The following is an 11,727-nucleotide window of genomic DNA, read 5'->3' as shown; positions in this document are numbered from 1 at the left end:
GATGGAAGTGGTGCGCACGGCGGTTCACGCACTGCGCGGCAACTGGATGCGCAGTGCGCTCACCTCGCTGGGCGTGATCATCGGTATCGCCGCGGTGATCGTGATGGTCTCGGTGGGGCAAGGCACCCAACGCGAGATCGACAAGCTGGTGTCGGGGCTGGGCTCCAACCGGCTGGACGTGTTCGGCGCCGGCAGCTTTGGCGGGGGCGGCGCGCGCATGGCCGCCGGCAGCCGCTTCACCCTGAGCGAGGCGGACGCCAAGGCGATCCGCGAGGAAGTCCCCGAAGTGCAGCATGTGGCGGCTTCGCTGCGCGGCGGCACGCAGGTCGTGTACGCCGAGAGCAACTGGTCCACGCAATGGCTGGGCGTGCAGGCCGACTACTTCGCGATCAATGGCTGGACGCTGGCGGGCGGCGATGGCTTCGAGCAGCGCGACTACAACGGCGGCAAGTCGGTGATCATCGGCGAGACCGTGCGCCGCGAACTGTTCGGCGACGAGGATGCGCTGGGCCAGACCGTGCGCCTGGGGCGCGTGCCGTTCACCGTGGTCGGCACGTTGGCACCGAAGGGGCAGGGCGGCTTCGGCCAGGACCAGGACGACGTGATCCTGGTGCCGTTGGAAACCGCGCGCCGCCGGTTGATGGGCGCCAGCGGCACGCCGGCGGGTGCGGTGCGCGACATCGCCATCGGCGTCGAACGGGCCGAGGACGTGACCTACGCGCAGGGTGAGGTTGAAGCGCTGCTGCGCCAGCGCCACCGCATCCAGCCCGGTGAAGACGACGATTTCAGCGTGCGCAACATCGCCGAGGTGGTGGCCACGCGCACGCAGACCACGCGACTGATGTCGCTGTTGCTCGGCGCGGTGGCGACCATCTCGCTGATCGTGGGTGGCATCGGCATCATGAACATCATGCTGGTCTCGGTCACCGAACGCATCCGTGAGATCGGCCTGCGCATGGCGGTCGGCGCGGGCCCGCGCGACATCCGGGCACAGTTCCTGGCCGAGGCAATGCTGATTTCGCTGATTGGCGGCGCGCTCGGCATCGTGATCGGCGTCGGCGGTGCGTTGCTGGTCGGCAAGTTCGGTGCATTGCCGGTGGCGTTGAATGCGCAGGTCATCGGGCTGGCGGCCGGGTTTTCCATCGCCACCGGCCTGTTCTTCGGCTATTACCCGGCGCGCAAGGCGTCGCTGCTGGACCCGATCGAGGCGCTACGACAGCAGTAAGGGTAAGGGCCGCGAGGGTGGGGTATTGCTCCTCCCTCCATTGCGGCAGCGTGAGGGAAGAGCACTGCACCGGTTTGCCCGAGGGAAACCGGTTAGAGTCAGCTTGAGTTCCGCCTCGTATACAAACATGCGCCTGTTGACCACCCTTGCCTTGACCCTCGCCGCCGTGACCGCACAAGCCGCCGAGCCCACCCCTGCCGCAGCCAGGCCAAAGACAGCCCTGGTCATCCATGGCGGTGCCGGTTTCGTGCCCAAGGAATCGCTCAGCGCCGCAGACCTGAAGGATGTCCACGCCACCCTCAACCAGGCACTGGATGCGGGCAACAAGGTCCTGGCCGCGGGCGGCAGCGCACTGGACGCGGTCGAGGCCGCGGTGCGGGTGCTGGAGGAGTCGCCGCGCTTCAACGCCGGCAAGGGCGCGGTATTCAACGCCGTCGGCGGCCACGAGCTCGACGCCTCCATCATGGAGGGGCACACCCGCCGTGCGGGCGCAGTGGCCGGCGTGACCACCGTGCGCAGTCCGATCAAGCTGGCGCGCGCGGTGATGGAGCACAGCCCACACGTCATGCTGGCCGGCGCCGGTGCCGAGGCTTTCGCCGATACCCGCCCGGAGATCGAGCGCGTGCCCAATACCTGGTTCGACACCGAGCATCGCCGCCGCGCACTGGAAAAGGCGCAGCGCGAGGAAGCGGAAAACGCGCACAAGGCCCGGGACGCGCAGGCGTACCGCCCGCTGGAGGACGACGCCCCCAAGTACTTCGGCACCGTCGGTGCGGTGGCTCTGGATGTGCACGGTCACATCGCCGCCGCCACCAGCACCGGCGGCATGACCAACAAGCGCTACGGCCGCGTGGGCGATTCACCGATCATCGGGGCTGGCACCTGGGCCGACGATCGTTGCGGCGTGTCGGGCACCGGCTGGGGCGAGTACTACATCCGTGCCGCGGTCGCCCACGACATCTGCGTGCGCGTGGCGTACCGCGGCGATACCTTGCAGGCCGCAGCCGACGATGTGGTGAACCGCGTCGTGCCGGCCATGGGCGGCGACGGCGGGGCCATCGCGCTGGACCGCGAAGGCAACATCGCCATGCCCTTCAACAGCGGTTCGATGTTCCGTGGCTGGATCCGCCCGGATGGCAGCCGCGGGACGGCGGTCCACGAAGACTGAACAGGCCGGACAAACCGGGGTTTGGGACGGCGGCGTGGGGCACCCGTCCCGTCGTTATGGCAAAATCAGGGGCTTGCGCCCCAGCGCCCATGACTACCAGACGAGCCGATGGCTGACGAGTTCGGACACCTTCCCCGCCGCCCGGACCGCATCCTGAAGGCGACCAAATGGTCCATGCAGGGCCTGGCCGCGGCCTGGCTGCATGAGTCCTCGTTCCGCCTCGAGGTCTACCTGTTCGTGATCCTCGCCCCCCTGGGACTCTGGCTTGGCCAGACCCCGGTGGAAAAGGTGCTGCTGATCGGCTCGATGCTGCTGGTATTGAGCGTGGAGTTGCTCAATTCGGCGGTCGAGGCGGTGATCGAACGCTACGGCGCGGAGTTCCACGAGTTGGCCGGACGGGCCAAGGACATGGGCTCCGCCGCGGTGTTCGTGGTGATGATGAACGTGCTGTTCACCTGGGGCGCGCTGTTGTTGCCGCGCCTGCTCTGATGACCTGATTCTTGTTTGGCTGGAATTTTCCCCGTGATTGAACTGCTTTCCGATCCGCAGACCTGGATCACCCTGATCACCCTGAGCGCGATCGAGATCGTGCTGGGTATCGACAACCTGGTCTTCATCTCCATCGCGGTCAGCAAGCTGCCGCCGCACCAACGCGAGAAGGCCCGCAAGTTCGGCATCGCGGTGGCGTGCGTCACCCGCATCGGGCTGCTGCTGACGCTGGCCTGGCTGGCCGGGCTGACCAACGACCTGTTCCGGCTGTTCGGGCAGGGCATCTCGATGCGCGACCTGGTGCTGATCGTCGGCGGCGGGTTCCTGCTGGTGAAGGGCAGCATGGAAATCAAGGACCTGATCATCGGCGAGGAGGAGTCCGAGGACATCCACACCAAGCCGCTGGCTTCCTTCGGCATGGTGATCGCGCAGATCGCGGTGATCGACATCGTGTTCTCGCTCGACTCGGTCATCGCCGCGGTGGGCATGGCCAACCAGACGGTGGTGATGGTGGCGGCGATCCTCGCGGCGGTGGCGGTGATGCTGCTGGCCGCCAAGCCGCTGGGCCACTTCATCGACAACAACCCGACCATCAAGATGCTCGCGCTGGCCTTCATCGTGCTGGTGGGTGCGTACCTGGTGCTGGATGGCTTCGAAGTCCACGTCGGCAAGGGCTACATCTACGGCGCGATGGGCTTCTCGGCCGCGGTCGAGGTGCTCAACCTGTGGGCGAAGCGCCGCGCGCAGCGGCGCCTGCTGCCGGAGTAACCCACGGCCCGCGCCGCTGCCCCGCCACGGCGGCAGGGGGGCCGGCGCATGCGCGGGAGGCATGGAAGGGGTTGGCCTGGCGCCGACCCCTTTTCCATTGGGCGGACCTTCATTGCATGCCAACACAAGCAGTGATGGAATGCGCTTCATTCACCTGAACGGAGTGCTCCCATGCGTCGGATCCTGATGGCCCTGACCTTGCTGATGCTGACCTTCATGCTCAGTGGCTGTGGTTACAACACCATCCAGCAGAAGGACGAGGCGGTGAAGGCCGCCTGGTCGCAGGTGCTCAACGTCTACAAGCGTCGCGCCGACCTGGTGCCCAACCTGGTGGCCACGGTGAAGGGTTACGCGGCCCACGAGGCGCAGGTGCTGACCCAGGTGACCGAAGCGCGCGCCAGGGTGGGCAGCATCAACGTCAACGCCGATGACCCGGCGTCGCTGCAGCAGTTCCAGGACGCGCAGGCCGGACTGCAGAGCGCCATCGGCCGCCTGCTGCTGGTCAGCGAGAACTACCCGCAACTCAAGGCCGACCAGAACTTCCTGCAGCTGCAGGCACAACTGGAAGGCACCGAGAACCGGATCACCGTGGAACGGCAGCGTTACATCGGGGCGGTGCAGGACTACAACACCTACATCCGCTCGTTCCCGCAGAACCTGGTGGCGATGATGTTCGGCTACAAGGTCAAGCCCAACTTCACCGTGGAGAACGAAGCCCAGATACAGGAAGCGCCGCAGGTGGATTTCGGCCAGCCCGCGCCGCAGCCGCAGCCGCAGCCGACCACCCCGCCGGCACCGGCGAACGGCTGATTGCTCAGGGACGCTGCGGGCCATGGCGGGCGCGAAGTGGGGCGGAGGCATGCGGGGGCCGCATGGCCTTGGGCATGCCTCATCGACTGGGCGTGCGGCCGGGGTGCCGCCAGGCGCGGCGTTGATGGTGGCGCGGATCCGTCGGTGGCGTGCTGCCAGCCTGGTTCTGCTGCTCGGCCTGCTGCTGCCACTGGCCGCGCTGGCGCAGCAGCTGGCACCGATTCCCCCCCTGGATTCGCCGGTGGTCGATACCACCGGCACGCTCGATGCCGCCAGTCGACAGGCGCTGGAAGCCCAGGCCCTTGCGCTGCAGCAGCGCAAGGGTAGCCAATTGCAGGTGCTGGTGGTGCCGACCACGCAGCCAGAGGACATCGCCCAGTATGCGGTGCGCGTGTTCGAGCAGTGGAATCTGGGGCGAAAAAAAGTGGATGACGGCGTGCTGCTGGTCGTCGCCAAGGACGACCGCCGCGTGCGGATCGAGGTGGGCTACGGGCTGGAGGGGGCGATCCCCGACGCCACGTCGGCGCGGGTCATCCAGGAATACCTGGTGCCGAAGTTCCGTGCCGGTGATTATGCCGGGGGCATCACCGACGCGACGGCGATGCTGGTCAAGCTGATCGACGGCGAATCGCTGCCTGGCCCCATGGTGGATCCCCTCCAGGATCGTGGAAACGGCGGCGGCGACTGGATCTTCGCGCTCTTCGTGGCCTTCATCGTGGCGCAGATCGCGCGTGCGTTGTTCGGCCGTGCGCCGCGTTTCGTGCGCGGCGTGATCGGTGCGGGTGCGGCGGGTGGCGTGGCGTGGCTGATTTCGTCGCTGGCCGTGGTCGGTGGCCTCGGCGCGCTGGTGGGATTCTTCATGGGCCTGGCCAGTCCGTCGACCGGTCGTTACGCCCGCGACGGCGGCTGGGGTGGGTTTGGCGGTGGTGGCTGGGGCGGAGGCGGTGGTGGCTGGGGTGGCGGTGGTTTCGGTGGTGGCGGTGGCTGGTCGGGCGGTGGCGGCATGAGCGGGGGCGGTGGCGCCTCTGGCAGCTGGTGAGCGGGGGGCATGATGCGGCGAGTACTCAAACACCTGTTCGCGCCTTCGGCCAAGCGGCTGTTCCCGGAAGACGCGCTGCAGCGCATTGCGGCGCTGATCGCTGCGAGCGAGGCGCGCCATACCGGCGAGATCTGCTTCGCGGTAGAGCCCAACCTGCATCCGCGCGCGGTACTGGCCGGGATGGGTGCGCAGCAGCGCGCGCGCGAGGTCTTCGCCCGGCTCGGCGTGTGGGACACACGGGCCAACAACGGCGTGCTGCTGTACCTGCTCCTGGCCGATCACCGTATCGAGATAGTTGCCGACCGCGGCTTCGACGATCGGGTCAGTGCCGAGCAGTGGCGCGGCGTGTGCCAGTTGATGGAAGAGCGGATGCGTGTGGGTGAACCCGAACAGGCCGTCGCGCAGGCCGTGACCGCGTTGTCGGACCTGATCGCGGCGCATTTTCCCCGGGCGGAAGGCGACGTGGACCGCAACGAACTGCCCGACGTGCCGCACCTGCTGTGACCCGCTTCCGCAACACACCGTCGCGCTACGCTCCCGCGCGACCGGCCGGCTGGCGCCCGTCGTACCCCTTTGTGCGCCGGCCCGCCGCCGGACACACCCCTGCGTGGCTGGGGCACAATACGGTCCATTGCCCCCAACGTGAGCGCCCATGATCCTGCTACACGATATCGACCCGGTCGCCTTCGGCATCGGTCCGCTGCAGGTGCGCTGGTACGGGGTCATGTACGCAATTGGCTTCGGCGTGGCGTGGTGGCTGGGCAACCGCCGTGTGCGGGCTGGCTGGTTGCCCGGCGTCAATGCGCAGGCCTTCGGCGACCTGCTGTTCTACGCCATGCTCGGCGTCGTGCTCGGCGGCCGCATCGGCTATGTCTTCTTCTATGTGTTCGACGACCTGTTGAAGGACCCGTTGATGCTGTTCCGCACCTGGGAAGGCGGCATGAGCTTCCATGGCGGCCTGATCGGCGTGGTCGTGGCGTGCTGGTGGTGGTCGCGCAAGCACCGGCTGCACCTGTTCGACACGGTCGATTTCGTCGCGCCGCTGGTGCCGCCGGGACTGGGCCTGGGACGGTTGGGCAACTACATCGGCGGTGAACTGTTCGGCAAGCCGACGGAGGCGGGTTGGGGCGTGGTGTTCCCGCAGGCGCCGGAATTCGCCGGCTGGAGCGCGGACCAGGTCAGGGCCGAGTTCGCCACGGGCGCGCTGGACCAGTTTGCCCGCCACCCGTCGCAGTTGTACCAGGCGGCGCTGGAGGGGCTGGTGATGTTCGTGGTGCTGTGGTGGTTCTCCAGCCGGCCGCGTCCGCGTTATGCGGTGTCGGGGATGTTCGCGCTGCTGTACGGCTGCTTCCGCTTCCTGGTGGAGTTCGTGCGCGTGCCCGACCAGCACATCGGCTACCTGGCCTTCGACTGGCTGACCATGGGTCAGGTGCTGAGCCTGCCGCTGATCGGCCTGGGCCTGTTCTGGCTGTGGCTCTCCCGCCGTTCGCCGATCGTGGCGAGGGCGTAAGCGATGCAGCCCTACCTTGACCTGCTGCGCCACGTGCTGGAACAGGGCACCGAGAAGTCCGACCGTACCGGCACCGGCACGCGCAGCGTGTTCGGCTGGCAGATGCGCTTCGACCTCAACCAGGGCTTCCCGCTGGTCACCACCAAGAAGCTGCACCTGCGTTCGATCGTGCATGAGCTGCTGTGGTTCCTGCGGGGCGAGACCAACATCGCGTACCTGAAGGAGCACAAGGTCAGCATCTGGGACGAGTGGGCCGATGCCGACGGTGAACTGGGTCCGGTGTACGGCAAGCAATGGCGCCGTTGGGCCGGCCCGGACGGGCAGGAGATCGACCAGATCCGCTGGGTGGTCGACGAGATCAAGCGCAACCCCGACTCGCGCCGGCTGATCGTGTCGGCGTGGAACGTGGCCGACCTGCCGCGGATGGCGCTGATGCCATGCCACGCGTTCTTCCAGTTCTACGTGGTCGACGGAAAGCTCAGCTGCCAGCTGTACCAGCGCAGCGGCGACATCTTCCTCGGCGTGCCGTTCAACATCGCCAGCTATGCGCTGCTGACCCACATGGTGGCGCAGGCGTGCGGGCTGGGCGTGGGCGATTTCGTGCACACACTGGGCGACGCGCACCTGTATTCCAATCATTACGACCAGGCACGCGAACAACTGGCGCGCGAGCCGTGTGCGTTGCCGCGACTCAAGCTCAACCCCGACGTGAAGGACATCCTGGGCTTCACCTGGGACGACATCGCCATCGAAGGCTACGATCCGCATCCCGCGATCAAGGCGCCGGTGGCGGTGTGAGCGTGGCGCTGGTGCTGATCGCGGCGTTGGACCGTGCGCACGGCATTGGCCGCGGCAACGAACTTCCGTGGCGCCTGCCCGATGACCTGAAGCGCTTCAAGGCGCTGACCTTGGGCAAGCCGGTGCTGATGGGCCGCAAGACCGCCGAATCACTGGGGCGCGCGCTGCCGGGCCGGCTCAACCTGGTGCTGACCCGTGCTGACACGGTGCCGTTCGACGGCATGCAATCGGTGGCCTCGCTGGATGAGGCGCGCTTCATCGCCGAACTGGAGGAGGTGGACGAGTTGTGCGTGATTGGTGGTGGCGAGGTGTACGCCCTGTGCCTGCCGCATGCCACGCGCATGCACCTGACCCACGTCGATACCGTGGTCGAAGGCGCCGACGCGTACTTTCCGCGGTTCGATGCAGGCGATTGGCGGATCACCGCCCGCGAGGCGCATCCGGGTGACGCCAGGCACGCGTACGCCTTCGAGTTCGTCGATTACGAACGCGCCTGAGACCGGCGCTCCCTAGCTCCTGCTTTCAGGCTCGACAGGCGTGCCGCGTGGCACGTTGTCGCCGCTGTCGCGGCGCTCATCGCGGGGCCGGCCGTTGCGACCGCCGCGGCGTCCGCGGTGGTTGTTCGGCCGTTGCCCCTGGTCTTGGCGATGCTGTTGGTCACCGGGATGGTACGGCGGACGCGGCCGTGGAGGCGTCGCCGGCACGTCGCGCCCGGGTACCTGCACCAGGCGCAGTTCGTCGGCATCCAGCTGCAGCGCGGTGAGCTTGCCCCCCCACACCGCGCCGGTGTCGATGGCGTGCACGCCGTGGCCGATGAACAGCCCCAGCGTGGACCAGTGGCCGCACACGATCCTGAGGTCGCGCTCGACGCGGCCGGGTACCGCGTACCACGGATACAGCCCCACGGGCTGCGTGCCCGGCGCGCCCTTGTCCTCGAAGCTGATCCGCCCGCGCGGAGAGCAATAGCGCAGCCGCGTGCAGATGTTGATGATGGCCCGGTACCGGTCCATCCCGGCCAGCTTGGGGTGCCACGCGGGCTTGTCGCCGTACATGTTCTTCAGCAGGCGCTGGAACTGCGGACCGTGCAGTTTCTCCTCCACCTCGCGGGCAAGGCGCTCGGCCTGCTCGGTGGTCCACTGCGGCGACAGGCCGGCGTGCACCATCATCCAACCCAGCCTGCGGTCCACGTGCACCAGCTTCTGCATGCGCAGCCAGCCCAGCAGTTCTGCCGCATCCTCAGCCAGCACGATCCGCTGCAGGTCCGGGTTGACCTTGCGCTGCTCCTCCTCGCGCCGCTCGCCGATGCCCAGCAGCGACAGGTCGTGGTTGCCCAGCACCACCACGCTGTGCGCGCGCAGCGAATGCACCAGCCGCAGGGTTTCCAGCGATTGCCCGCCACGGTTGACCAGGTCGCCGCAGAACCACAGCGTGTCCTGCGCGGGGTCGAACCGGATCTTCTCCAGCAGGCGTTGCGTGGCGTCGTAGCAGCCCTGCAGGTCGCCGATGGCCCAGGTGGTCATGGCGTGGACCTCAGTGCAGCGTGCGCGGCACGGTCAGGGTGAAAGCGGGGATGGGCGCATCGAAATGCGTGCCGTCGTCGGCCAGCAACTGGTAGCTGCCGCGCATGGTGCCCAGGTCGGTCTCCAGCACGGCACCGGAGGTGTACTCGAAGTCCTCGCCGGGGCGCAGCCATGGCTGCTCGCCCACCACGCCTTCGCCCTCGACCTCCTGCACCTTGCCGTTGGCGTCGGTGATGATCCAGTGGCGGGCAAGCAGGCGCGCGGGCACGTTGCCGCTGTTGCGGATGTGGATGGTGTAGGCGAAGACATAGCGATCCTGCTCCGGCTCCGACTGTTCGTCGAGGTAGCGGGTGATCACGTCGATGTCCAGCGCGTATTCGATGGAGCGTTCCATCAGGACAGTGTAAGCAATGTGCCGTGAAACGTGCGCATTCCCGCGCAGCGGATCGCGCCCGCCAGCATGTCCCGGCTTTGGATGGGGACAATGCGCACCGCGATGCTGTCCGTGTTCCTGGCCGCGCGTCATCCTTCCGTCGCGGCGCTCCGCTGTTCGGCCAGCAGGTTGGCCAGCCGCACGAAATCGGCCACCGGGAGCTGTTCGGCTCGCGCGTCGGGGCGCACGCCGGCTGCCTCGATGGCCTCGCTGCCGCACACCTGCGACAGGGCGTTGCGCAGGGTCTTGCGGCGCTGGCCGAAGGCGTCGCGCACGACCCGGGCGAACAGCGCATGGTCGCGGATGCCAATGGTTTCGGCGGCACGCGGCACCAGCCTGACCACGGCCGAATCGACCTTCGGTGGCGGACGGAACGCGCCCGGCGGTACATCGAACAGCGGCGTGACGTGGCAATAGGCCTGCAGCATCACGCTCAACCGGCCATAGACCTTGCTGCCGGGCCCGGCGGCCATGCGGTCCACGACTTCCTTCTGCAGCATGAACACCATGTCGCGGATCACCGCCGCGTGCTCCAGGGCGTGGAACAGGATCGGCGAGGACAGGTTGTAGGGCAGGTTGCCGACCAGGCGGATGCGCGGGTCGGCGTGGTGGCCCTCGTCCTGCGCCAGCGCGGTGAAGTCCACCTCCAGCACGTCGCGGTGGATCACCCGCAGCGTGCCATGGGCATGCGCGGCCTCGGTCAGCGGGAAGATCAGGTCGCGGTCGAACTCGATCACGGTCAACCGGCCGTGGCGGGCCAGCAGCGGGAACGTGATCGCGCCCTGGCCCGGGCCGATCTCCACCAGGCGGTCGTCAGGCTGCGGGTTCACCGCCTGCACGATCATGCCGATGATGTTGCGGTCCACCAGGAAGTGCTGGCCCAGGCTCTTCTTGGCCGGTTCGGTGAAGCCCCTGGCAGGGGCGCTGGTCGCGCCGTGGCGCGCCGTGGCGTGGACGGGCTTGCGGGAGCCGCTCATGTCGGAATCCGGTGTCGGGGCGGGTGGCGGCGGGCGATCGCCGCGCAGGTCCGCGCCGCGGCAAACAGGCTGGAGGGGTCGGCGCGGCCGGTGCCCGCCAGGTCGAACGCGGTGCCATGGTCGACGGCGACGCGCGGATAGGGCAGGCCCAGGGTCAGGTTCACCGCACGTTCGAACCCGCTGTACTTGAGCACGGGCAGGCCCTGGTCGTGGTACATGGCCAACACCGCGTCGAAGCCGCGCAGCTTGCCCGGCAGGAACGCGGTGTCCGCCGGCAGCGGGCCGACGAGCTGCATGCCCTCGGCACGCAGCGCGGCCAGCACCGGCTCGATCACCTCGATTTCCTCGCGCCCCAGGTGCCCGGATTCGCCCGCGTGCGGATTGAGGCCCAGCACCGCGATCACCGGGTCGACCAGGCCGAAGTCGCTGCGCATCGCGGCGTGGGTGATGCGCAACACGCGCTCCAGCGTGGCGGGCGTGATGGCATCGGCGACCGCGCGCAAGGGCAGGTGGGTGGTGGCCAGGGCCACGCGCACGATGTCGTTGGCCAGCATCATCACCACGTCGCAGCCGGCGCGCCCGGCCAGCAATTCGGTGGTTCCGGTGTAGGGAATCCCGCCGTCGTTGATCGTGGCCTTGTTGACCGGGCCCGTCACCATGCCATCGAAGGTGCCGGCCAGGCAGCCATCGGCCGCGGCAAGCAACGCGCCCACCACGGCGTGGGCGTTGCGCGGGTCGGGTTGGCCAAAGGTGACTGCAGCGGCGTTGGGCCATTCCACCAGCGCCAGCGTGCCCGGCTCGGTGCCAGGGTGTCCGGGCGGTTCCAATCGCAGGGGCAGGCCAAGCCGTTCGGCCGCGGCCCGCAGCGTGGCCGCATCGCCCAGCGCGGTCAGCAGGTAGTCGCGTGGTTCCTGCGCCAGGCGCACGCAGAGCTCCGGCCCGACGCCGGCCGGCTCACCCGGTACCAGCGCGAGCCGGGGCGCGACCACT

14 protein-coding genes are annotated in these 11,727 nt (G+C 68.3%); 10 read left to right on the top strand and 4 right to left on the bottom strand.

What is annotated here, in order from left to right:
- Nucleotide 1: 1 nt before the first annotated feature.
- The 10 genes from IP93_RS00340 (at nucleotide 2) to IP93_RS00300 (ending at nucleotide 8,304) form a co-directional block, all read left to right on the top strand.
- Complete coding sequence (locus IP93_RS00340) at nucleotides 2–1,225, top strand: ABC transporter permease (protein WP_242006697.1); 1,224 nt, start codon at nucleotides 2–4, stop codon at nucleotides 1,223–1,225.
- A 127-nt stretch (nucleotides 1,226–1,352) separates the two neighbouring features.
- Nucleotides 1,353–2,393, top strand: coding sequence for an isoaspartyl peptidase/L-asparaginase family protein (locus IP93_RS00335; RefSeq protein WP_144810900.1), 1,041 nt, complete (start codon nucleotides 1,353–1,355; stop codon nucleotides 2,391–2,393).
- Between the two features lie 108 nt (nucleotides 2,394–2,501).
- Nucleotides 2,502–2,882, top strand: a complete 381-nt coding sequence (locus IP93_RS00330) for a diacylglycerol kinase (protein ID WP_144810899.1) — start codon at nucleotides 2,502–2,504, stop codon at nucleotides 2,880–2,882.
- Between the two features lie 33 nt (nucleotides 2,883–2,915).
- A complete protein-coding gene (locus tag IP93_RS00325) occupies nucleotides 2,916–3,650 on the top strand; it encodes a TerC family protein (RefSeq protein WP_144810897.1) in 735 nt (244 codons plus the stop codon).
- A gap of 171 nt (nucleotides 3,651–3,821) precedes the next feature.
- Complete coding sequence (locus IP93_RS00320) at nucleotides 3,822–4,460, top strand: LemA family protein (protein WP_144810895.1); 639 nt, start codon at nucleotides 3,822–3,824, stop codon at nucleotides 4,458–4,460.
- A gap of 124 nt (nucleotides 4,461–4,584) precedes the next feature.
- Nucleotides 4,585–5,499, top strand: a complete 915-nt coding sequence (locus IP93_RS00315) for a TPM domain-containing protein (protein ID WP_144810894.1) — start codon at nucleotides 4,585–4,587, stop codon at nucleotides 5,497–5,499.
- A 12-nt stretch (nucleotides 5,500–5,511) separates the two neighbouring features.
- Nucleotides 5,512–6,003 carry a TPM domain-containing protein gene (locus IP93_RS00310; RefSeq protein ID WP_144811482.1) on the top strand — a complete coding sequence of 164 codons (492 nt, stop codon included), beginning with the start codon at nucleotides 5,512–5,514 and terminating at the stop codon, nucleotides 6,001–6,003.
- A gap of 148 nt (nucleotides 6,004–6,151) precedes the next feature.
- The gene (gene lgt / locus IP93_RS15730; protein WP_199747021.1) at nucleotides 6,152–7,009 is read left to right on the top strand and encodes a prolipoprotein diacylglyceryl transferase; all 858 of its coding nucleotides are present in this window, start codon (nucleotides 6,152–6,154) and stop codon (nucleotides 7,007–7,009) included.
- Between the two features lie 3 nt (nucleotides 7,010–7,012).
- Nucleotides 7,013–7,807 (top strand): thymidylate synthase, encoded by a 795-nt coding sequence (locus IP93_RS15725; protein ID WP_199747020.1) that lies wholly within the window; start codon nucleotides 7,013–7,015, stop codon nucleotides 7,805–7,807.
- A gap of 2 nt (nucleotides 7,808–7,809) precedes the next feature.
- On the top strand, nucleotides 7,810–8,304 hold the full coding sequence (locus tag IP93_RS00300; RefSeq protein ID WP_199747038.1) for a dihydrofolate reductase: 495 nt from the start codon (nucleotides 7,810–7,812) through the stop codon (nucleotides 8,302–8,304).
- A gap of 12 nt (nucleotides 8,305–8,316) precedes the next feature.
- On the opposite strand, the gene IP93_RS00295 is transcribed toward IP93_RS00300, so the two are convergent.
- The 4 genes from IP93_RS00295 to pdxA form a co-directional block, all read right to left on the bottom strand.
- Nucleotides 8,317–9,327, bottom strand: a complete 1,011-nt coding sequence (locus tag IP93_RS00295; RefSeq protein WP_144810892.1) for a symmetrical bis(5'-nucleosyl)-tetraphosphatase — start codon at nucleotides 9,325–9,327, stop codon at nucleotides 8,317–8,319.
- Between the two features lie 10 nt (nucleotides 9,328–9,337).
- Nucleotides 9,338–9,721 carry a Co2+/Mg2+ efflux protein ApaG gene (gene apaG, locus IP93_RS00290; protein WP_144810890.1) on the bottom strand — a complete coding sequence of 128 codons (384 nt, stop codon included), beginning with the start codon at nucleotides 9,719–9,721 and terminating at the stop codon, nucleotides 9,338–9,340.
- Nucleotides 9,722–9,849: 128 nt separating this feature from the next.
- On the bottom strand, nucleotides 9,850–10,737 hold the full coding sequence (gene rsmA, locus IP93_RS00285; RefSeq protein ID WP_144810889.1) for a 16S rRNA (adenine(1518)-N(6)/adenine(1519)-N(6))-dimethyltransferase RsmA: 888 nt from the start codon (nucleotides 10,735–10,737) through the stop codon (nucleotides 9,850–9,852).
- A complete protein-coding gene (gene pdxA / locus IP93_RS00280; protein WP_144810887.1) occupies nucleotides 10,734–11,726 on the bottom strand; it encodes a 4-hydroxythreonine-4-phosphate dehydrogenase PdxA in 993 nt (330 codons plus the stop codon). Before pdxA ends, rsmA begins: the two co-directional genes overlap by 4 nt.
- Nucleotide 11,727: the final 1 nt, after the last annotated feature.

Source organism: Aerolutibacter ruishenii, from assembly GCF_007830115.1.
Taxonomy (GTDB): domain Bacteria; phylum Pseudomonadota; class Gammaproteobacteria; order Xanthomonadales; family Xanthomonadaceae; genus Aerolutibacter; species Aerolutibacter ruishenii.
This window is presented reverse-complemented; position numbering and strand designations above follow the sequence as displayed.

Bases quoted from the DNA above. Each gene is read 5' to 3' on its own strand.
- IP93_RS00340 (WP_242006697.1), top strand. From the start codon at position 2: ATGGAAGTGGTGCGCACGGCGGTTCACGCACTGCGCGGCAACTGGATG.
- IP93_RS00335 (WP_144810900.1), top strand. From the start codon at position 1,353: ATGCGCCTGTTGACCACCCTTGCCTTGACCCTCGCCGCCGTGACCGCA.
- IP93_RS00330 (WP_144810899.1), top strand. From the start codon at position 2,502: ATGGCTGACGAGTTCGGACACCTTCCCCGCCGCCCGGACCGCATCCTG.
- IP93_RS00320 (WP_144810895.1), top strand. From the start codon at position 3,822: ATGCGTCGGATCCTGATGGCCCTGACCTTGCTGATGCTGACCTTCATG.
- IP93_RS00315 (WP_144810894.1), top strand. From the start codon at position 4,585: ATGGTGGCGCGGATCCGTCGGTGGCGTGCTGCCAGCCTGGTTCTGCTG.
- IP93_RS00310 (WP_144811482.1), top strand. From the start codon at position 5,512: ATGCGGCGAGTACTCAAACACCTGTTCGCGCCTTCGGCCAAGCGGCTG.
- lgt (WP_199747021.1), top strand. From the start codon at position 6,152: ATGATCCTGCTACACGATATCGACCCGGTCGCCTTCGGCATCGGTCCG.
- IP93_RS15725 (WP_199747020.1), top strand. From the start codon at position 7,013: ATGCAGCCCTACCTTGACCTGCTGCGCCACGTGCTGGAACAGGGCACC.
- IP93_RS00295 (WP_144810892.1), bottom strand. From the start codon at position 9,327: ATGACCACCTGGGCCATCGGCGACCTGCAGGGCTGCTACGACGCCACG.
- apaG (WP_144810890.1), bottom strand. From the start codon at position 9,721: ATGGAACGCTCCATCGAATACGCGCTGGACATCGACGTGATCACCCGC.
- rsmA (WP_144810889.1), bottom strand. From the start codon at position 10,737: ATGAGCGGCTCCCGCAAGCCCGTCCACGCCACGGCGCGCCACGGCGCG.